At 60.0% G+C, this 23,797-nt stretch carries 22 protein-coding genes; 8 read left to right on the top strand and 14 right to left on the bottom strand.

The genetic code is table 11. The features are described 5' to 3' along the window. Positions 1–35: 35 nt before the first annotated feature. The 4 genes from pheA to mtnA all read right to left on the bottom strand — a co-directional run bounded on the left by pheA (position 36) and on the right by mtnA (position 6,578). Positions 36–1,130: a prephenate dehydratase gene (gene pheA, locus JOE29_RS06750; RefSeq protein ID WP_003314657.1), complete on the bottom strand. Its 1,095-nt coding sequence runs from the start codon at positions 1,128–1,130 to the stop codon at positions 36–38. Then, positions 1,130–2,215 carry a 3-phosphoserine/phosphohydroxythreonine transaminase gene (gene serC / locus JOE29_RS06745; protein WP_210079161.1) on the bottom strand — a complete coding sequence of 362 codons (1,086 nt, stop codon included), beginning with the start codon at positions 2,213–2,215 and terminating at the stop codon, positions 1,130–1,132. The genes pheA and serC overlap by 1 nt, the downstream gene beginning before the upstream one ends. A gap of 204 nt (positions 2,216–2,419) precedes the next feature. Then, a complete protein-coding gene (gene gyrA, locus JOE29_RS06740; protein ID WP_074952134.1) occupies positions 2,420–5,197 on the bottom strand; it encodes a DNA gyrase subunit A in 2,778 nt (925 codons plus the stop codon). A gap of 304 nt (positions 5,198–5,501) precedes the next feature. Beyond that, the gene (gene mtnA / locus JOE29_RS06735) at positions 5,502–6,578 is read right to left on the bottom strand and encodes an S-methyl-5-thioribose-1-phosphate isomerase (RefSeq protein WP_004416794.1); all 1,077 of its coding nucleotides are present in this window, start codon (positions 6,576–6,578) and stop codon (positions 5,502–5,504) included. Positions 6,579–6,698: 120 nt separating this feature from the next. On the opposite strand from mtnA, the gene JOE29_RS06730 reads away from it, so the two are divergent. From JOE29_RS06730 to JOE29_RS06710, 5 genes are all read left to right on the top strand, one after another. Continuing rightward, positions 6,699–8,030, top strand: coding sequence for a TRZ/ATZ family hydrolase (locus JOE29_RS06730; protein ID WP_003424754.1), 1,332 nt, complete (start codon positions 6,699–6,701; stop codon positions 8,028–8,030). A gap of 85 nt (positions 8,031–8,115) precedes the next feature. Further along, on the top strand, positions 8,116–8,814 hold the full coding sequence (ubiG, locus tag JOE29_RS06725; RefSeq protein ID WP_003369710.1) for a bifunctional 2-polyprenyl-6-hydroxyphenol methylase/3-demethylubiquinol 3-O-methyltransferase UbiG: 699 nt from the start codon (positions 8,116–8,118) through the stop codon (positions 8,812–8,814). 3 nt (positions 8,815–8,817) lie between these two features. Continuing rightward, complete coding sequence (gene mupP / locus JOE29_RS06720) at positions 8,818–9,489, top strand: N-acetylmuramic acid 6-phosphate phosphatase MupP (protein ID WP_210080004.1); 672 nt, start codon at positions 8,818–8,820, stop codon at positions 9,487–9,489. A gap of 12 nt (positions 9,490–9,501) precedes the next feature. Then, positions 9,502–10,242 (top strand): YciK family oxidoreductase, encoded by a 741-nt coding sequence (locus JOE29_RS06715; protein ID WP_024648749.1) that lies wholly within the window; start codon positions 9,502–9,504, stop codon positions 10,240–10,242. A 207-nt stretch (positions 10,243–10,449) separates the two neighbouring features. After that, entirely contained in the window at positions 10,450–11,376 is a 927-nt protein-coding gene (locus JOE29_RS06710; protein WP_003424751.1) for a GGDEF domain-containing protein, read from the top strand. Positions 11,377–11,403: 27 nt separating this feature from the next. Here JOE29_RS06710 and JOE29_RS06705 read toward each other — a convergent pair whose 3' ends face one another. The 7 genes from JOE29_RS06705 to JOE29_RS06675 all read right to left on the bottom strand — a co-directional run bounded on the left by JOE29_RS06705 (position 11,404) and on the right by JOE29_RS06675 (position 19,221). Beyond that, positions 11,404–12,186 (bottom strand): iron-containing redox enzyme family protein, encoded by a 783-nt coding sequence (locus JOE29_RS06705; protein WP_003314645.1) that lies wholly within the window; start codon positions 12,184–12,186, stop codon positions 11,404–11,406. Between the two features lie 31 nt (positions 12,187–12,217). Beyond that, complete coding sequence (locus JOE29_RS06700) at positions 12,218–14,680, bottom strand: EAL domain-containing protein (protein ID WP_074997899.1); 2,463 nt, start codon at positions 14,678–14,680, stop codon at positions 12,218–12,220. 123 nt (positions 14,681–14,803) lie between these two features. Next, positions 14,804–16,630: an ABC transporter ATP-binding protein gene (locus JOE29_RS06695; RefSeq protein ID WP_058444712.1), complete on the bottom strand. Its 1,827-nt coding sequence runs from the start codon at positions 16,628–16,630 to the stop codon at positions 14,804–14,806. Beyond that, positions 16,620–17,255: a DsbA family protein gene (locus tag JOE29_RS06690; RefSeq protein ID WP_044312335.1), complete on the bottom strand. Its 636-nt coding sequence runs from the start codon at positions 17,253–17,255 to the stop codon at positions 16,620–16,622. The genes JOE29_RS06695 and JOE29_RS06690 overlap by 11 nt, the downstream gene beginning before the upstream one ends. A 3-nt stretch (positions 17,256–17,258) precedes the next feature. Continuing rightward, positions 17,259–18,197, bottom strand: a complete 939-nt coding sequence (locus tag JOE29_RS06685; RefSeq protein ID WP_003424746.1) for a rhodanese-related sulfurtransferase — start codon at positions 18,195–18,197, stop codon at positions 17,259–17,261. Positions 18,198–18,384: 187 nt separating this feature from the next. Then, the gene (locus JOE29_RS06680; RefSeq protein ID WP_044312336.1) at positions 18,385–18,678 is read right to left on the bottom strand and encodes a BolA/IbaG family iron-sulfur metabolism protein; all 294 of its coding nucleotides are present in this window, start codon (positions 18,676–18,678) and stop codon (positions 18,385–18,387) included. A gap of 15 nt (positions 18,679–18,693) precedes the next feature. Then, entirely contained in the window at positions 18,694–19,221 is a 528-nt protein-coding gene (locus JOE29_RS06675; protein WP_003314637.1) for a DUF2059 domain-containing protein, read from the bottom strand. Positions 19,222–19,390: 169 nt separating this feature from the next. Between JOE29_RS06675 and JOE29_RS06670 the strand changes: the two genes are divergently transcribed. Both JOE29_RS06670 and JOE29_RS06665 read left to right on the top strand, forming a co-directional pair. Next, entirely contained in the window at positions 19,391–20,785 is a 1,395-nt protein-coding gene (locus JOE29_RS06670; protein WP_003342769.1) for a class II fumarate hydratase, read from the top strand. After that, on the top strand, positions 20,778–21,392 hold the full coding sequence (locus JOE29_RS06665) for an NAD(P)H-dependent oxidoreductase (protein WP_003342771.1): 615 nt from the start codon (positions 20,778–20,780) through the stop codon (positions 21,390–21,392). The genes JOE29_RS06670 and JOE29_RS06665 overlap by 8 nt, the downstream gene beginning before the upstream one ends. 20 nt (positions 21,393–21,412) lie before the next feature. Here JOE29_RS06665 and JOE29_RS06660 read toward each other — a convergent pair whose 3' ends face one another. After that, positions 21,413–22,363, bottom strand: coding sequence for a DMT family transporter (locus tag JOE29_RS06660; RefSeq protein WP_210079158.1), 951 nt, complete (start codon positions 22,361–22,363; stop codon positions 21,413–21,415). Positions 22,364–22,465: 102 nt separating this feature from the next. Continuing rightward, positions 22,466–23,065: a DTW domain-containing protein gene (locus JOE29_RS06655; RefSeq protein ID WP_057406734.1), complete on the bottom strand. Its 600-nt coding sequence runs from the start codon at positions 23,063–23,065 to the stop codon at positions 22,466–22,468. A 225-nt stretch (positions 23,066–23,290) separates the two neighbouring features. Here JOE29_RS06655 and JOE29_RS06650 point away from each other — a divergent pair, with 225 nt between their 5' ends. Beyond that, a complete protein-coding gene (locus JOE29_RS06650) occupies positions 23,291–23,587 on the top strand; it encodes a hypothetical protein (RefSeq protein WP_003342779.1) in 297 nt (98 codons plus the stop codon). An 86-nt stretch (positions 23,588–23,673) separates the two neighbouring features. On the opposite strand, the gene JOE29_RS25580 is transcribed toward JOE29_RS06650, so the two are convergent. Next, a complete protein-coding gene (locus JOE29_RS25580) occupies positions 23,674–23,796 on the bottom strand; it encodes a PA1414 family protein (protein WP_003418154.1) in 123 nt (40 codons plus the stop codon). Position 23,797: the final 1 nt, after the last annotated feature.

Below are 23,797 nucleotides of genomic sequence, written 5' to 3'. Positions count from 1 at the left end.
CAAGGTAAAAAACAAACGAATCATGGACCACACCCTCAGAGCACCGCTTTCGGGTAGGAACCCAGCACCTTCAAGGCGACGGCTTCGCTGCTGATTCGCTCCAGCACGGCCTTGACCAGCGGATCCTTGTGATGGCCGACGAAGTCAATGAAGAACACGTAGGTCCACTTGCCACTGCGCGAAGGACGGGTCTCGATACGCGTCAGGTCCAGGCCATTCTCGTGAAACGGCACCAGCAGCTCGTGCAGCGCGCCCGGCTTGTTGCTCATCGACACAATGATCGAGGTTTTGTCATCGCCGGTCGGCGGGACTTCCTGATTGCCGATAATGAGAAAACGCGTGGAATTGTCCGGACGATCTTCGATCTTTTCCGCCAGTCGGGTCAGGCCATACAGACCTGCCGCCATATCGCCGGCGATGGCCGCCGAGTTCCACTCGCCCTTTACCCGTTTGGCAGCTTCGGCGTTGCTGGCAACGGCGACGCGCTCGACATTCGGGTAATGAGCATCCAGCCATTTACGGCACTGAGCCAGCGACTGGGCATGGGAATAAATGCGCGTGATGCTTTCCGTCTTGGTGCTTTCGCCCACCAGCAGATGGTGGTGAATGCGCAGTTCGACTTCGCCGCAGATCACCATGTCGTGTTCAAGAAAGCTGTCGAGGGTGTGATTGACCGCGCCTTCGGTGGAATTTTCCACCGGAACCACGCCGAAATTCACGGCACCGGCGACCACTTCGCGGAACACTTCGTCAATTGCAGCCATCGGCAGACTGATGACGGCGTGCCCGAAATGCTTCATCGCGGCGGCCTGGGTAAACGTCCCCTCAGGGCCAAGATAGGCGACCTTGAGCGGCTGTTCCAGCGCCAGGCAGGAAGACATGATTTCGCGGAACAGACGCGCCATTTCTTCGTTGCTCAACGGCCCGCGATTACGCTCCATGACTCGCCTGAGCACCGCAGCTTCGCGCTCCGGCCGATAGAACACCGGCACCTCGCCTTCAGCCAGCGAGGACATCTTGACCCTGGCCACCTCCTGGGCACAGCGGGCACGCTCGCTGATCAGTTCCAGTACCTTTTCATCGAGGCTGTCGATACGGACGCGAAGCGCCTTGAGTTCTTGCTCGGACATCAGCCGTGCTCCTTCTCGAAGTCTTTCATGTAGGCCACCAGCGCGTTGATGGCGTTGATATCGATTGCGTTGTAGATGGATGCACGCATGCCTCCCACCGAGCGATGGCCCTTGAGGTTAAGCAGGCCGTTTGCATCGGCACCGGCCAGGAACAGCTTGTCGAGACGATCGTCAGCCAGGCGGAACGGGACGTTCATCCACGAACGATCAGGCTTGTTGATCGGGTTGCTGTACAGCTCGCTGGCGTCGATGAAGTCATACAGCGTGCGCTGCTTGATTTCGTTGCGCTTGCCGATCGCTTCGACACCGCCCTGCTCTTTCAGCCACTCGAAGACCAGCCCGGACAGGTACCAGGCCAGGGTCGGCGGCGTGTTGTACATCGAACCATTGTCGGCCGCGACTTTGTAGTCGAGCATGGTCGGGCACAGCGAGCGCGCACGACCCAGCAAGTCTTCGCGAATGATCACCACCACGATGCCGCTGGGGCCAATGTTCTTCTGGGCGCCGGCGTAGATCATGCCGAAACGCGAGATATCGAGCGGACGCGAGAGGATGTCCGAAGACATGTCGGCCACCAGGGGCACGTCGCCGGTTTCCGGAATCCAGTTGAATTCCAGACCGCCAATGGTTTCGTTTGGCGCGTAGTGGACGTAAGCCGCGTCCTTGGACAGCTTCCACTCGTTCTGGCCGGGAATGGCGAAGTAATCGTAGGCCTTGGCGCTGGCCGCGACGTTGATTGCGCCGTAGCGCGAAGCCTCGTCGATAGCCTTCTGCGACCAGATGCCGGTGTCGATGTAATCGGCCTTGCCATTTTCAGGCAGCAGGTTCAGCGCGATCTGGGCGAACTGCTGGCTGGCACCGCCTTGCAGGAACAACACTTTGTAATTCGAAGGAATGGACAGCAGGTCACGCAGATCCTGCTCGGCCTTGGTGGCAATGGAGACGAACTCATCACTGCGGTGGCTCATTTCCATGACGGAAAGGCCTTTGCCATGCCAGTCGAGGAGCTCCGCCTGGGCACGCAGCAGAACAGCTTCAGGAAGCGCAGCAGGACCTGCGCAGAAGTTAAAGGCTCGCTTGCTCATATCCACTCTCGTCAAATACGTTGGGTCTGTACGCGCTTGTTTCTGGTTACTTGCCACGAGCAGACAGACGCCGCAGCGACTGGCAGCTCCTTGCGGGAATCTTGATCCGGCCGCCGGGCTGGCCGAATGCCGCAAGGGCTGGACTTGCCTGGAATGCAGATGCATGCACAGACGAGCCAGCCCTTACCTGATTTACGTTACCGCTTAGTTCTTTGGTTCGTCTTCGTCTGACGCAGCATCCGCCTGCAGGTCTTCACCGGCATCGTCCACTTCAGCGGCATCGACGATCACGCCGTCGACAAGCTCACCCTCAAGCTCTTCGCCTTCGACTTCCGACGGCTCCTGAACACGCTCCAGGCCGACCAGTTTCTCGTCGCTGGCCAGCTTGATCAAGGTAACGCCCTGGGTGTTACGACCCAGACTGGAAACTTCACCGACACGGGTACGGACCAGCGTGCCCTGGTCGGAAATCAGCATGATTTCTTCGCCATCGAGCACCTGAACCGCGCCGACCAGACGGCCGTTACGCTCGTTGCTGACCATGGCGATGACGCCCTGACCGCCACGCTTGTACTCGGGGAACTCGGAGATCGCCGTACGCTTGCCGTAGCCGCGCTCGGAAGCGGTCAGAATCTGGCTGCCTTCTTCCGGGATCAACATCGAAATCAGCTTTTGACCTTCTGGCAGACGCATACCACGAACGCCGCGGGCTGTACGGCCCATGGCGCGCACGTCGGATTCCTTGAAGCGGGTCACCTTGCCGCCGTCGGAGAACAGCATGATTTCCTGTTCGCCATCGGTAATGGCTGCGGAGATCAGGATGTCGCCCTCGTCCAGTTCAAGGGCGATGAGGCCCGAGCTGCGCTGACGGCTGAATGCAACCAGCGGGGTCTTCTTGACAGTACCGTTGGCGGTGGACATGAAGATGAACGGAGCCTTCTTCTTGTCGGCCGCCTTGATACGGGCCTTGCGCTCTTCTTCGGTCTCGCTGCTGTTTTCCGCGTCGTCCAGCTCGCCTTCCAGGGCCTCGCCTTCCTCATCGGCACGCTTGCGCATGGCTTCAAGGTCGACCGGCAGCATGGTGGTGATGTATTCCCCGTCGCTCAACGGCAACAGGTTGACCAGCGGACGACCACGGGCAGCGCGGGACGCTTCTGGAATCTCGTAGGTCTTGAGCCAGTAGACCTTGCCCTTGCTGGAGAACATCAGCAGCGTGGTGTGGCTGTTGGCAACCAGCAGGTGAGCAATGTAATCCTCATCCTTGATGCCGGTGGCCGACTTGCCCTTGCCGCCACGACGTTGAGCCTGATAGACCGCCAATGGCTGAGTCTTGGCATAGCCGCCGTGGGAAATGGTGACAACACGCTCTTCTTCGGTGATCAGGTCACCCAGCGTCAGGTCCAGACGCGCATCGAGAATTTCGGTGCGACGGGCATCGCCGTATTCGGAGCGGATCAGTTCCAGCTCTTCGCGGATCACTTCCATCAGGCGCGTTGCGCTGTTCAGGATGCGGATCAGCTCGCCGATCTGATTGAGGATTTCCTGGTACTCGCCCAGCAGCTTCTCGTGCTCGAGACCGGTCAGGCGGTGCAGACGCAGTTCCAGAATGGCCTGAGCCTGTTCCGGCGACAGGAAATACTTGCCTTCACGCAGACCGTATTGCGGATCGAGGTTCTCGGGGCGGCACGAATCGGCACCGGCACGCTCGACCATCTCGACCACTGCGCTCGATTCCCAAGGCGTCTTGATCAACGCCTCCTTGGCTTCGGCAGGTGTCGGAGAGGCCTTGATGAGGGCGATGACCGGGTCAATGTTGGACAGCGCAACGGCCTGACCTTCAAGGATGTGGCCACGCTCGCGCGCCTTGCGCAGTTCGAACACGGTACGACGGGTCACCACTTCGCGGCGATGACGAACGAAGGCTTCCAGCAGATCCTTGAGGTTCAGGATGCGCGGACGACCGTCGATCAGGGCGACGATGTTGATACCGAAAACGCTTTGCAGCTGGGTCTGGGCATAGAGGTTGTTGAGGATAACCTCAGGCACTTCGCCACGACGCAGCTCGATGACCACGCGCATACCATCCTTGTCGGACTCGTCGCGCAGTTCGGTGATGCCTTCGAGTTTCTTTTCCTTGACCAGCTCGGCGATCTTCTCGATCAGACGCGCCTTGTTCAACTGGTAAGGCAGCTCGGTGATAACGATCTGCTGGCGACCGCCCACCTTGTCGATGTCTTCGACGATGGAGCGGGCACGCATGTAAATGCGTCCACGGCCCGTGCGATAGGCTTCGATGATGCCGGCGCGACCGTTGATGATCGCCGCAGTCGGGAAATCCGGACCGGGGATGTATTGCATCAACTCGTCGACCGTCAACTCGGGGTTGTCGATCAGCGCCAGGCAACCGTCGATGACTTCACCGAGGTTGTGCGGCGGGATGTTGGTCGCCATGCCCACGGCGATACCGCTGGAACCGTTGACCAGCAGGTTGGGAATACGGGTCGGCATGACCGCCGGGATCATCTCGGTGCCGTCGTAGTTCGGCACCCAGTCCACGGTTTCCTTGTGCAGGTCGGCCAGCAGCTCGTGCGCCAGCTTGGTCATGCGCACTTCGGTGTATCGCATGGCGGCGGCGTTGTCGCCGTCGACCGAACCGAAGTTGCCCTGACCGTCTACCAGCAGGTAACGCAGAGAGAATGGCTGAGCCATACGAACGATGGTGTCGTACACGGCGGTGTCGCCGTGCGGGTGATACTTACCGATCACGTCACCAACCACACGGGCGGATTTCTTGTACGGCTTGTTCCAGTCGTTACCCAGCTCGCTCATTGCGAACAGCACGCGCCTGTGCACGGGCTTCAAGCCATCGCGTGCATCGGGCAGTGCGCGACCGACGATTACGCTCATTGCGTAGTCGAGGTAGGACTGCTTCAGCTCGTCTTCGATATTGACCGGGAGGATTTCTTTGGCCAGTTCGCCCATGAGAAGCCTGATTCCTTTTTCTGGTGAAACCTCGCAAACCCATTCGGGGTATACGAAGCTCGCCGCTGCCAGCATATGCAGGGCAGCGACTTACGACAAATCAACGAGTTATGCCATGAATCTACGCAGCGTGGGCGACTACAATCAGTGTCCCCGATAACCGCCGGATATTACCACAATCGCCGAGGCGCTCACATCCTTTGCAGGCGCTGAAAGCGAGCCGCAGACACATAACACGCCTGAGAAACGCTTACAGGCCCGCCCAGCCGCATTGCACAACGGCGCCGGGTCGGGCCTGTCTGCCTCAGTGAAGGTGTTTACGGCTCATCAATTGAGCCATGCGCGCGGTATCGGGACGTTCGACAATGCCCTTTTCGGTCACGATGGCGTCGATCAGGTCTGCCGGCGTCACATCGAACACCGGGTTGAAAGCCTCGACCTCAGCGCCGACTCGCTGGCCGCCCACTTCGAGCAGTTCACGGCCGTCGCGCTCTTCAATGATGATGTCGTCACCACTGGCCATGTCCATGTCGATGGTCGAGCTCGGTGCGACCACCATGAAGCGCACCCCGTGGTGCATGGCGGCGACAGCAAGCTGATAGGTGCCGATCTTGTTCGCCACGTCGCCGTTGGCGGTGATGCGGTCAGCACCGACGATGACCCAGGTGATGCCCTTGGTGCGCATCAGGTGCGCGGCGGCGGAATCTGCGTTCAGGGTCACCGGGATGCCCTCGTTGGCCAGCTCCCAGGCGGTAAGCCGCGAACCCTGCAGCCAGGGCCGGGTTTCGTCGGCGTAAACCCGCTCGATCATGCCTTCCAGATGCGCCGCACGAATCACGCCCAGCGCCGTGCCGAAGCCGCCCGTGGCCAGCGCCCCGGTATTGCAGTGGGTGAGCACCGTCTGCAGATTGCCCTGGTGCTTGCGGATCAGGTCGGCGCCCAGCTGCGCCATGGTCAGATTGGCCTCGCGGTCGCTCAGGTGAATCGCCACGGCTTCGGCCTCGAGGGCCGCTAGCGGGTCATCGCCGTGCTTGACGCGCATCAGACGATCACGCATCCGGTTCAGCGCCCAGAACAGGTTCACTGCCGTCGGACGCGAATCGGCCAGCAACTGCAAGTCCTCTTCCAGCGCCGGATACCAGTCTGCACCTTGCGCGATACGCGCACGCGCGGCCAGCACCGCACCATAGGCAGCACTGATGCCGATAGCCGGCGCGCCGCGCACGACCATCGTACGAATCGCTTCGGCGACTCCCTCGGCGGTGGTATAGCGGTGCCAGACTTCCTCGAACGGCAGTACCCGCTGGTCCAGCAGGTACAGAGCGTCGTCTCGCCAATCGATGGCCTTAACTTTCTCCGCAGCCAACATTCGATCGCGCATCGCCAACTCCATCTTGAACATCCGAAACCCAGCATCAAAAGCCGCTGATTATAGCGAGCCGCCTGCGAAGACGCTCGGGTATACTTCGTCATCAACGTAATAAACGATGGAAACCTTCTCATGCCGAACGCTACAGCACCGCTCGACCTTTTGCTCCTGCCCGCCTGGCTGGTGCCGGTCGAGCCCGCAGGCGTCGTGCTCAAGGACCACGGCATCGGCATTCGCGATGGCTGTATCGTCTATATCGGTCCACGTGCCGAAGCGCTGCGGCAAAACGCCGTGCAGGTGCAGGAACTGCCCGGCATGCTGCTCAGCCCCGGCCTGATCAACGCCCACGGCCATGCGGCGATGACCCTGTTTCGCGGGCTGGCCGATGACCTGCCACTGATGACCTGGCTGCAGGACCATATCTGGCCTGCCGAAGGCAAGTGGGTCGATGAAGACTTTGTGCGTGACGGCACAGACCTGGCCATCGCCGAGCAGCTCAAGGGCGGCATCACCTGTTTCTCCGACATGTATTTCTACCCCAAGGTGGCCGCCGAACGCGTCCACGCCAGCGGCATGCGTGCGCAGATCACCGTCCCGGTGCTGGATTTTCCGATTCCAGGTGCCCATACCACGGCTGAAGCCCTGCACAACGGCATCGAACTGTTCAACGATCTCGCCCATCATCCACGCATCAAGATCGCCTTCGGCCCGCATGCGCCCTATACCGTGAGCGATGAGAACCTGGAGAAGGTCCGGGTAATCGCCGACGAGCTGGACGCCACGATCCAGATGCACGTCCACGAGACCGCATTTGAAGTCGAGCAGGCTGTCGAACAGCGCCAGGAACGCCCCCTCGCCCGCCTCAACCGACTGGGCATGCTCGGGCCGCGCTTCCAGGCCGTGCACATGACCCAGATCAGCGACGACGATCTGGCCCTGTTGGTGGAAAGCAATACCAACGTCATTCATTGCCCGGAATCCAATCTCAAGCTGGCCAGCGGTTTCTGCCCGGTTGAACGACTGTGGCAGGCCGGTGTGAACGTTGCGGTGGGCACCGACGGTGCCGCCAGCAACAATGACCTGGATCTGCTCGGCGAAACCCGAACCGCCGCCTTGCTGGCCAAGGCTGTTGCTGGCTCGGCTACGGCGCTGGATGCACACCGCGCGCTGCGCATGGCAACGCTGAATGGCGCTCGCGCCCTGGGTATTCAGGCCGAGACCGGCTCGCTGGAGATCGGCAAGGCGGCGGACATGGTCGCTTTCGACCTGTCGGGCCTGGCCCAGCAACCGATCTACGATCCGGTATCGCAGCTTATATATGCCACTGGCCGCGATTGCGTGAGTCATGTCTGGGTGGCCGGCAAGCAATTGCTCGACGCTCGCCAGCTGACCCGCATGGATGAACACGCTTTGCGCGACACCGCGATCGCGTGGGGCCAGCGTATTTCCGGTAAAGCCGAATAATTCGATTCGGACCGAACACATGCCAGTCAGGCTTATCTATAACCCTGACTGATGAAAAAGAATTTTGAGTTCAAGAGGGACACCCATGAGCAACGTCGACCGCGCAGAAATCGCCAAATTCGAGGCCCTGGCCCATCGCTGGTGGGACCGCGAAAGCGAATTCAAGCCGCTGCATGACATCAACCCGCTGCGCGTCAACTGGATCGACGAGCGTGTCGGCCTGGCGGGCAAGAAGGTGCTGGACGTCGGCTGCGGCGGCGGCATTCTCAGCGAGGCGATGGCTTTGCGCGGCGCCACGGTGACCGGCATCGACATGGGCGAAGCGCCGCTGGCAGTTGCGCAGCTGCATCAGCTCGAATCGGGTGTCAGCGTCGAGTATCGACAGATCACCGCCGAGGACATGGCCGAAGAAATGCCCGAGCAATACGATGTAGTGACCTGCCTGGAAATGCTCGAGCACGTGCCGGACCCATCCTCGGTGATCCGCGCCTGCTACCGCATGGTCAAGCCTGGCGGCCAGGTGTTCTTCTCGACCATCAACCGTAACCCGAAAGCCTATCTGTTCGCCGTGGTCGGCGCCGAATACATCCTCAACCTGCTGCCACGCGGCACTCACGACTTCAAGAAATTCATCCGCCCTTCCGAGCTGGGCGCCTGGAGCCGTGACGCCGGCCTGCAGGTCAAGGACGTCATCGGCCTGACCTACAACCCGCTGACCAAGCATTACAAGTTGACCTCCGATGTCGGCGTCAACTACATGATCCAGACCCTGCGGGAGGCATGATTGATGCGCCTGAGAGCGGTTTTATTCGACATGGACGGCACCCTGCTCGACACCGCACCGGACTTCATCGCCATCGCCCAGGCAATGCTTGCCGATCGTAACCTGCCTGCGGTGCCGAACAAACTGATCCGCGACGAAGTTTCCGGCGGTGCCAGAGCCATGGTCGCGGCCAGCTTTGCGATGTCACCCGAAGATCCACAATTCGAGGCATTGCGCCTGGAGTTTCTGGAACGCTATCAGCGTGAATGCGCCGTCCACAGCAAACTGTTCGACGGCATGGACGAACTGCTGGCCGACATCGAAAAGGCGGGGCTGATCTGGGGTGTGGTGACCAACAAACCGGTGCGCTTTGCCCAACACATCATGGAGCGGCTCGGCCTGTCGGAACGCTCGGCGCTGCTGATCTGCCCTGACCATGTCACACACAGCAAGCCACACCCGGAACCGATGATTCTGGCCTGCCGGATGCTTGACCTGGACCCGGCCAGCGTTCTGTTCGTAGGCGATGACCTGCGCGACATTGAGTCCGGGCGCGACGCCGGCACAAAGACCGCCGCCGTGCGCTACGGCTATATCCACCCCGACGACAACCCGGATCACTGGGGTGCCGACGTGGTGGTCGATCATCCGCTGGAATTGCGCAAGGTGCTGGATAACGCACTGTGCAGCTGCTAAACGAGGCTTTACATGTTTGATTACTCCGCGCACCCGGAACTGCTCAAGGGCCGGATCATTCTGGTCACTGGCGCCGCTCGCGGCATCGGTGCCGCAGCCGCCAAAGCCTACGCAGCGCATGGCGCCACCGTCCTGCTGCTGGGCAGGACCGAAGCCAGCCTGGCGCAGGTCCATGACGAGATAAATGCAGCAGGCCAGCCGCAGCCGTTGGTCATACCCTTCGATCTGCAAAGCGCCGACCCTGCGCAGTATCAAGCGCTGGCGACCATGATCGAGCGCACAGTCGGCCGTCTTGACGGGCTGCTGCACAACGCCTCGATCATCGGCCCGCGTACCTCAGTGGAGCACCTGCCCGGCGAAGACTTCATGGAGGTCATGCACGTCAACGTCAACGCCACCTTCATGCTCACCCAGGCACTGCTGCCGCTGCTTCAGCGTTCGGAGGATGCATCGATAGCCTTCACCTCCAGCAGCGTGGGCCGCAAAGGGCGCGCACAATGGGGCGCTTACGGCGTGTCGAAGTTTGCCACCGAAGGTCTGATGCAAACCCTCGCTGACGAGCTGGAAGGCGTCAGCACGGTCCGCGCCAACAGCATCAACCCCGGCGCGACCCGTACCGGCATGCGCGCGCAGGCCTACCCTGATGAAAACCCGCAGAACAATCCGGCACCTGAAGAGATCATGCCGGTCTATCTGTACCTGATGGGGCCGGACAGCAAAGGCATCAACGGGCAGGCATTGAATGCCCAGTGAAGGGAAAAGGCCGTTGTGACGAAAAACCGTCACAAAGGCTGTTTCGAGCGGCTTTTTAAGTCAAGGAATTGCCGATCCGGGGCCACTGTCAGAGAGATGGCGTCAGCTAAACCACTGATTTTAATAAGTCTGGCCAAAAATGAACCGAATGGCACCACGTCCCCTCTAACCCAGCCAAGCCAGCAATATGTGCTGAGGAGCGAAGAGATGAATTTTCCTACCCAGACCCATGCAATCGATTTCGATACGGCTGAACTGCAGCGCCTGGGTTTTAGAAATCGACCTGACGCCGTGCTTCCCCCCCCGTCACTGCCCGAGCTGATCTATCAGCTTGGGCGACAATTGCAGACCAGTCTGGAAGCCGAGCGGATACTGACCCTGTTCTTTCAAGGCGTACAACGGTTCCTGCCATTGAGCGGTCTGATGTATCGACATATCGAAAGCGACTTGCACCTGCGTCTGGGCGAGATGTCATCCGACAGCGCCAGTTTTCATCTGCGTCACGAAGGCAAATGCATCGGCGAACTGGAGTTTCAGGGCTCCAGGCCATTCGATACGCGGCAACTGAGCGACCTCGAATCCCTGCTGGTGTGCCTGGTGTACCCGTTGCTGAATGCGCTGCTGTACCGCATTGCTACCCAGACTGCCCTGCGTGACCCGCTGACCAGCACCGGCAATCGCATCGCCATGGATCAGAGCCTGGCCCGTGAAATCGAGATTTCACGTCGCCACAAGCAACCCTTGTCCCTGCTGATGCTGGATATCGACCACTTCAAGAAAGTGAATGATGAATACGGTCATCACACCGGTGACGATGTGCTGAAGACCGTCGCGCAGAGCCTTAAGGCACAACTGCGCAATATCGACCGGGTGTTCCGCTATGGCGGTGAAGAGTTCGTGGTGATTCTTTCCAACACTGGCGCCGATTCTGCCGAACTGATTGGTCAGCGTCTGTGCCAGGCCGTGCGAAATCTCGAGTTTCGCGAGCTTAGCCCGGCATTGACCATGACTGTCAGCCTGGGTTGCTCGACACTGCTGCCGACTGAAACAGCCGACAGCCTGCTGCGTCGTGCGGACAATGCTCTGTACGTCGCCAAGCGCGAAGGCCGCAATCGTATCGCCATGGCAAGCTAGCACTCTCTCCTGCCGTCTCGCCCGTCCTTACGCCTCCAGCGCGGCAACACGTCCTCGCGGCTTGACCCTGTCCATCTGCATGCAACGTTCAAGAAACAGGTACATATAGTCGTAGCTTTTGGTAACGGCCTGACGCAGCTCGGCCTGCAATTGCACACTCGGCTTGCTACCCACCAACGTACAAATAATCTCGAGCGCCTCCCAAGGGTGCGCGTCGTCGTACTGTGCATGCATCTTGAGCCACTTCATGGCTTTCTTGCGTGTCTCTTCAGGAAAGGCTTCGGCGTACACACCGCTGGAGCAGACCACGGCCGACCATTCGCCGGTCGCCCCCTCAATGGCGTAGTTGGTAGCCGCCATCGCCACGGCCAGCGAATCTGACGAGCTGGTCTGCCAGCACCAGTGGCTCAGCGCGTGCAACTCTGGCGCTACCCGCTGATCGTGCAAGTCTTCAAGCGTCACTTCATGGGCCGCACACCAGTTCACCCAGTAGTCGGCATGATTGAGTTCGACACGGATATTGCGCATCAGCCAGCGGCGCGCCATGTCTTCACCCGGGTGACGACCGAAACGGGTCTTGGTGAGATTCTTGGCCATGTACACCGCAAACTGCTCGACGACTGGCCACCCGCCGATCAGGTAGTGACGCATGATCTGCGGACTCAACTTCGCGTCACGCATTTGCTGGTACAACTCGTGCTCGACCACCCGCGCTTTTGCAGCGCTGCAATCCTTGATCAAATGCTGCGCCCAGGCCGGATAACTGCTGGCTTCCATGAGCGGACCGGTTCTTTCGAAAGCGTCGATCACTGGGGTATCTCCTTATGAGGGTTTCAACTGATTAACGTAGCGTTCCTGGCGCGCCGAACATCAGGGGGTCAGGCCGTACGGGCTGAATATAAAGACTCTCGCAAGTGAACAATTCAGGGCGGGAAATCAGATAGCCCTGTGCAAAATCCACGCCCATTTCCTGCAACGCAGCTTCGATCTGCGGCGTCTCAACGTACTCCGCAATGGTGCGTTTGCCCATGACATGACCGATATTGTTGATCACCTCGACCATCGCCTTGTTGATCGGGTTGTCGAGCATGTCCTTTACAAAACTGCCATCGATCTTCAGGAAATCCACCGGCAAATGCTTGAGATAGGCAAAGGACGACATGCCCGAGCAGAAATCATCAAGGGAAAACTGACAGCCCAATCCCTTCAACTCGTTGATGAATCTGATCGCACTTTGCAGGTCGGCAATCGCACTGGTCTCGGTGATCTCGAAGCAGATCATCCCGGGCGATACGGCAAACGTCTCGAATTGCTGTTTCAGGTATTCGAGGAACGTATCATCTCCGATACTCGATCCTGACAAATTTATAGCACATAGCGCCTGTGGCACCTGATGCCGATCATCACTCTGGCACTGAGCTATGACTTTGAACACATTGTGTACCACCCAGCGATCCAGGGTGGTCATGAGTCCGTAGCGCTCGGCGGCCGGAATGAAATTGTCCGGGACGACCATTCGCCCGGACTCGTCGCGCAGGCGCAGGAGGATTTCAATGTGTCGTACTTCACCCGACTCGCCCTTTATCGAAGCGATTTCCTGCGCATAAAGGCAAAAGCGATTCTCGTCCATGGCCATATGCAGGCGCTGTATCCAGGCCATCTCGCCAAAACGCATCGACAGCGTCAGATCATCCACACTGTAGGCCTGGACCCGATTGCGACCTCTTTCCTTGGCCATATAGCAAGCCATGTCAGCGGCCGACAATGATCCTTCCAGAGACGCAGGCGTGTCGCCGAGGTGCACCAGGCCAATACTGACGGTAGCCATGAATGGCCGGCCTTTCCACATGAAATGCAGACGCTGCACCGCCTCGCGCAACGCCTCGGCAATATCGAGCGCCGTTTCGGCGGGACAATCGACCAACAACACACCGAATTCGTCACCTCCCAGCCGGGCCAGCGTGTCGCCGTCACGCAAACCCTGCGGCAAGGCCCGGCAAAGCTGACGCAATAGCTCATCACCCGCCGCATGGCCACCGGTATCATTGACCAGCTTGAACTGATCCAGATCGAGAAACATCAGGCAGTGGCTGCGGCCCTGACCGCAGTCTTCATCGAGCACTCGCTGCAAGCGGCGTTCGAATTCACTGCGGTTGACCAGCCCCGTCAGCGGATCATGGGCAGCCTGCCAGGACAGATCGGCGATGTACTGCTGCTCCTGGGTCATGTCATGCAGCACCAGCACCGCACCACTGATCACGCCTTCGGTGTAGATCGGCGTACCCACCAGCGCGACCGACACCGTGCTGCCATCAAGCCGCTGAATCAGCTTGCTGTTGGCGCTGCCGCCCTTGAGTTTGCCGGTGATGATCTGCTCGACCAGCGTTGACTGGTCCTTCTGATCGTTTTCATCCAGCAGATTGAACAGTGCAGCCAGAGGAAGCCCGCTGGCCTGAGTACTTTTCCAATGGGTGAGGCCCTCTGCGGCAGGGTTCATGTAAACAATGGCGCCGGCCACATCGATGGTGATCACCCCGTCGCCGATAGACTCCAGCGTGATCTGTGCGCGCTCCTTCTCCAGTTGCAGGGCATCGGCAAATACACGCCGCTGAACGATCAGACGTCGCACCCGCAGCAGCGCCAAGAGAATCAGTAACACGGCGGTGACCAGGTTGACCGCTATCAACAGGTTGAGGATCAGCCTGGAGCCTTCGCCCAGTGCATCACTGAAAGCGCGCGCAGCAGGCGTTACGCCTTCATCGATCACATTGATCTGCTCGCGCCATTGGTCGACCTCGGCGGCGCTCACAGCGCCCTGCCCGACCCGCTCATGAATATGACGCGCAAGCTCGTCGAGCTGCATGAGGTAGCCGTCACCCACTTCCCAGAAATGGATGACCTGCTTCATGAAGCTGAAGCTATGGAAATTCAGGTACATCCAGATGATGCCGTTTACATCGTCCGGGTGATTGCCGCCTTGAATGATTCCACTTCTGGCATCGGCCAGCGACGGGTTGGGCTGATCAAGGGCTTTGCGTAGCGCCTGGCCGCCCTGAGGTACGGAAAAGGCTTTTTGATACTTGAGGTAGTCACGCTCATCGTGACGGCTGGCGTACAGGCTCAGGTAGTGAATGGCGTCCTTCTGCCCCTTGGACCAGAGGCTCTCCCCCGCCACATAGCTGCGTACCGCAGACATGGTGTAGAGACTGACGCACCCCAGCAACGCCTGAAACAGGGCGACGGCAATGAAAGGCCACACGATGCCCAACAGACGGGGCTTGGAGAAGGTCCATGCTTGCTTCATGGGTTTCACGTCACCACATGCCTGAATAAACGTCTAGCGCAGAGACTAGGCTAAATTCGCCCGTGATGGCAGGTGATTCTCCCGCAATCGAGCCAACCTGTGCGCTGATCGAGGCTTCGCACATCAGATTTGTTGCAAATGTCCGTACAGTTTGGCGTACAGACCTCCATCGGCAATCAACTGCTGATGGTCACCGTCTTCAACAATACGCCCGCCATCGAACACCAGCACCCGGTCAGCCTGCTTCACGGCCGACAGGCGATGGGCAATGATCAGCGTCGTGCGGCTGCGTAGAAAACGTGCGAGCGCCTGATGCAGGTTGTACTCGGTGGCAGCGTCCAGCGCCGAGGTGGCCTCATCGAGGATCACCACTTTGGGGTCGGACAGCACCATGCGCGCGATGGCCATGCGCTGGCGCTGGCCACCCGACATTCTGACCCCAGAGCGTCCGACAACGCTGTCCAGACCTTGTGGCAGATCGCGGATCGCAGGGTCGAGTTGCGCAACCTCCAGCGCGCGCCAGCAGTCTTCATCGCTGCAGTCACGGCCCATGGTCAGGTTGGCGCGTACGGTGTCATTGAACAGGGCCGGATGCTGCAGCACCACGGCGACGTTCTCACGCACGGTCTCCAGGCCGATATCCTGCTGGCTGACGCCGCCAAAACGGATCACCCCGGTACGGGCCGTATAGAGCCCGAGCAGCAACTGCACCAGGGTGCTCTTGCCGCCGCCGCTGGCACCGACAATGGCGACCTTTTCTCCCGGCGCGATGTTCAGGTTCAACTGGTCCAGCACCAGGTCTTCGCCATAGCCGAAAGTCAGGCCACGCACTTCGACCCCTACTGTTTCCTTGCCCTCGAACGGGTCGGTGCCACCGGCATATTGCGGCTCGTCGGCACGCGCCAGCAGCTCGTTGATGCGCGTCAGAGCTCCGCCGGCTGCGTAGTAGGCGTATTGCAGGTTCAGCAGTTGCTCCACCGGCGTCATCATGAACCACAGGTAGCTGAACACCGCGAGCATCTGCCCAATGGACAGGTCCGAGAACAACACGGTAAGCATTGCCGCGGCGCGAAAGATATCGATACCGAACTGGAACAGCAGCCCGCTGGCACGGCCCGAGGCGTCGCTTTTCCATTGTGAATTGATTGCGTAGTCACGCACTTCCTGCGCGCGCACGCCCAGGCGCCCCAGAAAGAAGCCTTGTCGGTTCCCTGCCCTGACTTCCTGAATCGCATCCAGCGTCTCGCTCAGCGCCTGGGTAAACCGCGATGTGCTGTCGTTCTCCAGCTTCTTGAGGTGCTTGACGCGCTTGCCCAGTTTTACCGTAAGCAGGATGACCAGCGGGTTGAACAGCATAATCAGCAGTGCCAGCTTCCAGTGCATCCACATCAGAATGCCCGCGGTGCCTGCCAGGGTCAGCGTGGCCACCAGCAGACGACTGAGGGTTTCACCGACGAACTTGTCCAGCGTATCCAGATCGGTGACCAGGTGCGTGGTCACCGTGCCGCTGCCCAGGCTTTCGTATTCACGCAGGGAAATGCGCTTGAGCCGCTCGATCAGCCGCAGCCGGATACGATAGACGATGTCCTTGGCCAGCCCGGCGAACAGCCGCGCCTGCAACACATTGAACACCAGCGCTCCGACCCGCAGCACCAGCGTTAACGACAGCATCAGGCCAATGTAGCCCGCCGCCTTTTGCCAGCTGCCAGGCAGTAGGTGATCCATGACCTTGAGCGCAGCATCGCCACGGCCCAGCAACACCTCGTCGACCAGCAACGGCAGCAGCAACGGGATAGGCACACTGCACAGTGTGGCCAGCACCGCGACACCGTTGGCCAGCCACAGGGACTTTTTATGCCGCAAGGCGAGACGACGGATCTCGGCCCAGCTCAATGCATCGCTGCGCGTGGCGTGCGACGGTCGGGCAGCCTCAGTCACCTCATCCTGCACTGGCTGCACGCTCCAGCCATCGACCCAGCAAGGGCGAAAGGCTGCTCAGTGGCTGATAACCGTTGGTCAGCAGCGCCAGCTGACCATTGCGCTCGGCCAGCAGGGTCGGGAAGCCGGCAATGCCCAGATCCTGTGCCCAGGCAAAATCGGCAGCGGTGGCCGCTTGCCGCTGAGGACTTTCAAACTCATCGGCAAATGCCTGACGCGACAGCCCCGTCTGCTCCGCGAGCTCAGCCAGCAATGACGGACGCGTCACGTCACGGGCTTCGCTATAGAAAGCCCGCTGGATGAGTCCGACCAGTTGCCAGGCGCGATCCGGGTCCAGCTGCCGTGCCGCAGTGACGGCCAGGCAGGCAGGTGTAGTGTCGTAGACAAACCCTTCCGGCAGCGCACCTTCGCGACAAAACGGCTGACCGGTGGCCTCTTCTACCGCCTGCCAGTGTTCAAGAATGTAACGACGTTTGGCAGGCTCCAGCGCCGCACCTTCGGAGCGCAGCCCGCCCATCACCAGATGCAGCGGCACGCCCGCCGCCCGAGCCTGTTGCACCAACGCGTCGGCAACCGGGGCAAAGCCCCAGCACCAGGAACACATCGGGTCCATGACATAGATCAGGCGGGCAGACATGGCTCAGGCCTCGGAGGGTAAACGATAGTTGCGACCGATCGGATGAGGCTGGTTACGTGCCTTGGCCAGTTCGATCTGCTTTTGCCGGTCGATGGCGCTGCGACGCGTCTTCTCGCTCAGCGAATCCCAGCAATGCGGACAACTGACGCCCGGCGAGTAATGCTCGCTGGCGCGGTCCTCGGCACTGATAGGCGTACGGCAGGCGTGGCACTGATCATAATCGCCTTCGGTCAGGTCGTGTCGCACCGTGACCCGATTGTCGAACACGAAACACTCGCCGCGCCAGTGACTTTCCTGCTCAGGGACCTCTTCCAGATACTTGAGAATGCCGCCCTTGAGGTGATAGACCTCTTCGAAGCCCTCGCCGAGCATGTAACTCGACGCTTTTTCGCAGCGGATGCCACCGGTGCAGAACATGGCGACTTTCTTGTGTACTGCCGGGTCGAAATGCGCCTTGATGTATTCCGGAAACTCTCGAAACGACGTGGTTTTCGGATCGATGGCGCCCTCGAAGGTGCCGATCGAGACTTCGTAATCGTTGCGAGTATCGATCAGTAGTACTTCGGGATCGCTGATCAGGTCGTTCCAGTCCTTGGCCTCTACGTACGTACCGACGCTCTTGTTCGGGTCGACGCCTTCGACGCCCAGGGTCACGATCTCTTTCTTGAGCTTGACCTTGGTGCGATAGAACGGCTGCTCGTCGCAGTAGGATTCCTTGTGGTCGATGTCGACCAGGCGCGGGTCGTTCTTCAACCACGCCATCAGGCCATCGATGCCTTCGCGACTGCCGGACACCGTGCCGTTGATGCCCTCGTCGGCGATCAACAGCGTGCCCTTGATGCCGTTGTCGATCATCGCCTGCAACAGCGGCTCGCGCAGTTCCACGTAATCGCTGAGGGTAACGAACTTGTACAGCGCAGCCACGACGATCGGCTGAGTCATCGGCTCTTGAGTCATGTATCTCTCCAGTGGCGACCCTCGCAAAGGGCCTACCGGGTAAAAAATTGCGGACCAAAAAAACGCACCGGCCAGGCGGCGCGGTGCGGATTCTAGCAAAAACCGGAGTACAGCAGGCAGCTCGGCGGGGCAATCGCCCCAGCAAGGGGGCCGGATCAGTAAAAAGCCCTGATCAATGCCCGCCGGCACAGGTCGGCGAAGCAGGCGCTGCACCGATCTTCGACCATTCTTCAGGCGTGTAAGTGTGCAACGCCAGTGCATGAAACTCGCCCATGAGCGGGCCCAGCGTGGCGTAAACCTTCTGGTGCCGCTTGACCGAGTTCAGGCCCTGAAACTGATCACTGACCAGAACAGCCTTGTAATGGGTCTGCTGACCACGACTGTGCATATAACTCTCGTCGAGCACTTGCAGGTGATGCGGTTGCAGCAGCGCAAGCGCCGACTCGATTCGTTGTTGCATGGTCATGATGGAAATCGCCTGTCAGGGCTTTTTGGCCGGAGCCGGAGCAGCTGCCTTGGCAGGTTCCAGTTCGGCAGTCATGTCAGCCAGCAGCTTGTTGACGACCGGAACAGCGCTTTCCAGCTTGCTCTGGGTCAGTTGGGCCGACTGCTGAGCCAGCTCAGGCATCTTGGTCATCACTTTCTTGCCCAGTGGCGACTGGTAGAACGCAACCAGATCCTTCAGCTCGCTTTCGGTGAAGTTGGCGGTGTACAGCTTGACCATCTCAGGCTTGAGCTTGTTCCAGCCAATGGCTTGGTCCAGAGCGGTGTTGGCCTTGGCCTGATAGGTTTCAAGCAGGGCTTTTTTCGACGCAGGTGCCTTGGTTTCAGCAAAACGCTGAGCGAACATCTGCTGAACCTGAGCGTAGACCGGAGCGCCCAGGCGATCGGCGTTGGCAAGCTTCAGGAACGTTTCGGCGCTCGCGTTGTGACTGGCGGTGTCGGCGAAGACCTGGCCGCTGGCACAGACCAGGGCTACCGCGGTACAAATGGCACGAAGACGGGTCATCGAGTTTCCTTATCTAGCAAACGAGGCATTACCCCAGGGCCGACCATTCTGCGCTTATCTGGGCTTTTGGCTCAACCCCCGGTTCACCCAGCGGTTAAAAAGCACTGCGCGGGAACCCTGTGGGCATATGGACACCTAACCCTGCAACGTACTTAAAGGAGTAAGACCAGTGAGCCGCACCGAAACCGATAGCATTGGCCCGATCGAAGTCCCCGAAGATGCCTACTGGGGCGCGCAGACCCAACGCTCACTGATCAATTTTGCGATTGGCGACCAGCGAATGCCGCTGCCCGTCCTGCACGCGCTGACACTGATCAAGAAAGCCGCCGCACGGGTCAACGACCGAAATGGCGATCTGCCTGCCGATATCGCCCGCCTGATCGAGCAGGCCGCCGACGAAGTGCTCGACGGTCAGCATGACGCGCAATTTCCGCTGGTGGTCTGGCAGACCGGCAGTGGCACGCAGAGCAACATGAACGTCAACGAGGTGATTGCTGGCCGCGCCAACGAGCTGGCTGGCCAAGGTCGTGGCGGCAAGTCGCCAGTCCATCCCAACGATCATGTCAATCGCTCGCAAAGCTCCAACGACTGCTTCCCGACAGCCATGCACATCGCAACTGCCCAGGCGGTCAAGGAGCAACTGCTGCCCGCCATTGCCGAATTGTCCAGCGGTCTGGCCGAACAGGCCGCGCGGCACATGAAGCTGGTCAAGACCGGGCGCACGCACATGATGGATGCGACGCCGATCACCTTCGGCCAGGAGCTGTCGGGATTTGTCGCGCAACTCGATTACGCGGAAAAAGCCATTCGCGCCGCTCTGCCCGCCGTCTACGAGCTGGCTCAGGGCGGTACAGCAGTCGGCACCGGGCTCAATGCACCCAAAGGGTTTGCCGAGGCCATTGCCGCAGAACTGGCCGCGCTCTCAGGCCTGCCATTCGTCACCGCCCCCAACAAGTTCGCCGCGCTGGCCGGTCATGAGCCACTTGCTGCGCTGTCCGGCGCATTGAAGACGCTGGCCGGTACGCTGATGAAAATCGCCAACGACCTGCGCCTGCTGGGCTCAGGCCCACGTGCCGGGCTGGCAGAAGTCAGACTGCCTGCCAATGAGCCAGGCAGTTCGATCATGCCCGGCAAGGTCAATCCGACCCAGTGCGAGGCCTTGTCGATGCTGGCCTGCCAGGTCATGGGCAACGACGTGACCATCGGTTTTGCCGCCAGTCAGGGTCACCTGCAACTGAACGTGTACAAGCCGGTGATCATTCATAACGTTCTGCAGTCGATTCGCCTGCTGGCCGATGGCTGCAGCAATTTCAACGAGCACTGCATCGCGGGCATGGAGCCGGATGGCGAAAAAATGGCCGAGCACCTGGAGCGCGGCCTGATGCTGGTCACCGCCCTCAATCCGCATATCGGCTATGACAAGTCGGCGCAGATTGCCAAGAAAGCCTACACCGAAGGTCTGACCTTGCGCGAGGCGGCATTGGCGCTGGGTTACCTGACCGATGAAGAGTTCGACGCCTGGGTGCGGCCGGACAAAATGCTCGAGGCAGGCAGTAATGGCTGATGCCAGAAGCGGCGCAACGCCACTGGAAGGTAATGGCAAACGAATCCTGATGGTCTACGGCACGCCGAAGGCCATCAGTTTCTGTCACGCCCTGGGTGACGCCTATGCGCAGACCGCGCGTGGCGAAGGGCACGTGGTGCGGGTCATCAAGCTGGGCGAACTGGACTTCGATCCGATTCTGCACAACGGCTACGATCAGACTCAGACCCTTGAGCCCGACCTGCTCGAAGCCCAGCGTCAGATCCACTGGGCCGAGCATCTGGTCTTCGTCTACCCGGTTTGGTGGGGCGGCTTGCCTGCCTTGCTGACTGGCTTTTTCGACCGGGTACTGACACCCGGGTTTGCGTTCAAGGTGCATGGCCGCAAGCACTCATCCAATGAACTGCTTCGCGGCCGGACGGCGGAACTGCTGGTCGCCATGGACACGCCGCCGCGCTACTTTAAATGGATTTACGGCGCGCCGGCGCACCGCCAGATGGTGCGGACCATACTCGGCTTTTGCGGGATCAAGACCAAACGCCTGACCGAGTTTGCCCCGGTACACAGCGCCAGCGAACAGCAGCGCCAGGAATGGATTATTCAGGCGCAGGGGCTGGGCAGACGCTGATCTGCCCCACCACCCGCACGTCAGGCCTGCGCAAGCCGCGCCTTGAGGCCGGCGACCAGCGAAGGGCCAAGCGCAGTCAGCGCCGACCCGGCCACCACCAGCAGCGCACCGCCGTATCCCAGCATGTTCAACTCTTCAGCCAGCACGTAATCCGGCCACAGCCAGGCGGCAACCGCCACGGCGGTTAGCGTGACCAGGGGCGTCAGCGCCAACGTCGCACTAACCCGCGAAGCCTCCCAGTGCGCCAGCGCTTCGGCGAAGGCACCGTAGGCCACCAGCGTGTTCAGACAGCAGGCCAGCAGCAGCCAGCCTTGCAACGGGCTCAACAGCAACGCCTCGGCAGGGTGCGCCCACGGCGTGAGCAACAACGCGCAAAACAGGTAGATCACCATCATCACCTGCAGCGAATTCCATACCGTCAGGAGCTGCTTCTGACTCAGCCCATAAAACGTCCATATGGTCGAGGCCAGGAGCACCACCAGCACGCCCAGGGTGTAGTCACCCAACGAGGTGAAAAGCTCCACCAGACGCTGATTGAAAAAGAATCCGAAGCCCACCAGCAGTACCATCAGGCCGATACCCTGCCCCAGACTGAAACGCTCCTTGAACAGAAAGATGCTGCTGATCAGCAGAAAAATCGGACCGACCTGAACCAGCAATTGCGTGGTGCCCGGGCTCAGCAGGCGCAAGCCAATGAGGTACAGCACATAGTTGCCGACCAGACCGAACACAGCCAGCCCGACCAGCACCCTGCCCTTGCGCCCCAGCACTTTGAAGCTGGGCAGGCGCTTGACCGACGCCAGCCAGATGAACAACAGCGCACCGGACACAGCCAGGCGGAACCAGGTCACTGTCACAGGATCCATCACCTGCAGCACCTGCTTGAGCTTGATCGGCAAAATGCCCCACAGCAGCGCGGTCAACAGTGACAGACAAAGGCCATAGACCCAGCGACCAGACGAGATATGCATTGCAACTTCCGCAAGAGGGTTAAAACAGAACATTCATTCTAGGCGCTGATCGGCAAAGCAACAGTTACAGCTGGGTGCAGTTAACGGCGCGAATTGTGTTCCTTATCCCTGGCCGCCGTGATTGCGCTGGTAGGTCTCACTGCCCATGGCCTGAATCTGACCTTCGATCAACGCATCGAACGGCTTCAGCAACGCCTCGAACGAGGTGGGTGCTTCCAGCGTCTGCAAGGTATGCACGATGGCCTCGAGCGTCGACAAGGCCTCCGGGCCCGGCGCCTTGCGCAAGCGATAACGCGAAACAGGCACGTCGCCCGGCGTCACCCTTGGCAGCTCGGCGAGCAAGGGGTTGAGGTGCAGCAGCTTGCGCGCCTTGCGCCACGTGCCATCCGGCACGACCAGCAGCATGGGCAGTGAATCCTGCGCATAAGGCGTCAGCGTCTGCGCAGCCTCGCCCGGAAACAGCAATCGAGGCTGATAACCGGGAGGATTCAGAATCCGCTGCAGATCGTCGAACACTTCACCCACCAACAACTGCGCATTGACCAGACCGAGCGCGGCCAGTCGGGCGGTGTTCAAGGCATGGCTGACTTCATCGGGATGCTGCAGGATCAACACTCGCGTGCGACTGTCCAGCTGTGGAATCAGGGCGCACAGACAATGCGTGGCAGGACGCAGACAACGTTCACAACGGGCGCGGGACATCGATGGGTACTCGGTCAATCTCACAAGGTTAAAGAGGCTGCACTGCGCGATGAATCAGCGTTGCCGCAAACCGCCTGTCGAACAGCCAGGCATTTTAAACAAATCAGCCTCCCAACGGCGGAGCAATCCGCAGCCGCAACGGCGATTTGAGCTAGCCTCATGGGTCTGGGCTGGAGAAATGAAGTACGCCTGCTGTATCTGACAAGATCCACATCAGGGGCTTTCATGAATCGCGAAGAAATCAGGCAAAAGGTATTCGACGCCCTGGGTATCATTCTAGTGGACAAGAGCGCCATTCAGGATGACGCAACGCTCGCCGATCTGGCCCTTGATGACGAGGATATCGAGCGCTTTTTCAGCGCGCTGGAGGAAGCCTTCGATTTCACCCTCCCTGAAGCCATCAGAAGACAGGCAACCGCCAGACCAGATCAGTTTGCGCTGGACAGCATCGTCAAGCTGATTTTGCATGAGCTGAAAAAGGAACCGGGAAAGTCAGAGGAAAAGCACGGGCATCAGCATTGAAAGCTGGCCCTTGTATCGGGACGCCCTGTGCGCCCCGACGAAACTCAACATGCGCACTACCCTGTGGCCAGGGTCAGGCGAGAGGCTTACCGGCGTTGGCGGCGACGATCATCGTCGGCACGAACCGGAATGGGTTGCAGTTTTGGGCGTTCTATCAGACCCAATGCAACGCCTACATCGTGGAGCCATTCTTGCAGTTTGCTATTCATA

Origin of the sequence: Pseudomonas sp. PvP009 (assembly GCF_017832995.1) — a bacterium.
Classification (GTDB): domain Bacteria; phylum Pseudomonadota; class Gammaproteobacteria; order Pseudomonadales; family Pseudomonadaceae; genus Aquipseudomonas; species Aquipseudomonas syringae.
The sequence above is the reverse complement of the archived record's forward strand: the minus strand, read 5'-3'. Positions and strand labels throughout refer to the sequence as shown.

Bases quoted from the DNA above. Each gene is read 5' to 3' on its own strand.
- JOE29_RS06690 (WP_044312335.1), bottom strand. From the start codon at position 17,255: ATGTCTGCCCGCCTGATCTATGTCATGGACCCGATGTGTTCCTGGTGC.
- JOE29_RS06660 (WP_210079158.1), bottom strand. From the start codon at position 22,363: ATGCATATCTCGTCTGGTCGCTGGGTCTATGGCCTTTGTCTGTCACTG.
- JOE29_RS06665 (WP_003342771.1), top strand. From the start codon at position 20,778: ATGGCTGATGCCAGAAGCGGCGCAACGCCACTGGAAGGTAATGGCAAA.
- JOE29_RS06730 (WP_003424754.1), top strand. From the start codon at position 6,699: ATGCCGAACGCTACAGCACCGCTCGACCTTTTGCTCCTGCCCGCCTGG.
- JOE29_RS06685 (WP_003424746.1), bottom strand. From the start codon at position 18,197: ATGACTCAGCCGATCGTCGTGGCTGCGCTGTACAAGTTCGTTACCCTC.
- ubiG (WP_003369710.1), top strand. From the start codon at position 8,116: ATGAGCAACGTCGACCGCGCAGAAATCGCCAAATTCGAGGCCCTGGCC.
- JOE29_RS06680 (WP_044312336.1), bottom strand. From the start codon at position 18,678: ATGACCATGCAACAACGAATCGAGTCGGCGCTTGCGCTGCTGCAACCG.
- JOE29_RS25580 (WP_003418154.1), bottom strand. From the start codon at position 23,796: ATGAATAGCAAACTGCAAGAATGGCTCCACGATGTAGGCGTTGCATTG.
- JOE29_RS06715 (WP_024648749.1), top strand. From the start codon at position 9,502: ATGTTTGATTACTCCGCGCACCCGGAACTGCTCAAGGGCCGGATCATT.
- JOE29_RS06675 (WP_003314637.1), bottom strand. From the start codon at position 19,221: ATGACCCGTCTTCGTGCCATTTGTACCGCGGTAGCCCTGGTCTGTGCC.
- pheA (WP_003314657.1), bottom strand. From the start codon at position 1,130: ATGTCCGAGCAAGAACTCAAGGCGCTTCGCGTCCGTATCGACAGCCTC.
- serC (WP_210079161.1), bottom strand. From the start codon at position 2,215: ATGAGCAAGCGAGCCTTTAACTTCTGCGCAGGTCCTGCTGCGCTTCCT.
- JOE29_RS06700 (WP_074997899.1), bottom strand. From the start codon at position 14,680: ATGAAGCAAGCATGGACCTTCTCCAAGCCCCGTCTGTTGGGCATCGTG.
- mtnA (WP_004416794.1), bottom strand. From the start codon at position 6,578: ATGCGCGATCGAATGTTGGCTGCGGAGAAAGTTAAGGCCATCGATTGG.
- mupP (WP_210080004.1), top strand. From the start codon at position 8,818: ATGCGCCTGAGAGCGGTTTTATTCGACATGGACGGCACCCTGCTCGAC.
- JOE29_RS06710 (WP_003424751.1), top strand. From the start codon at position 10,450: ATGAATTTTCCTACCCAGACCCATGCAATCGATTTCGATACGGCTGAA.
- JOE29_RS06655 (WP_057406734.1), bottom strand. From the start codon at position 23,065: ATGTCCCGCGCCCGTTGTGAACGTTGTCTGCGTCCTGCCACGCATTGT.
- JOE29_RS06650 (WP_003342779.1), top strand. From the start codon at position 23,291: ATGAATCGCGAAGAAATCAGGCAAAAGGTATTCGACGCCCTGGGTATC.
- gyrA (WP_074952134.1), bottom strand. From the start codon at position 5,197: ATGGGCGAACTGGCCAAAGAAATCCTCCCGGTCAATATCGAAGACGAG.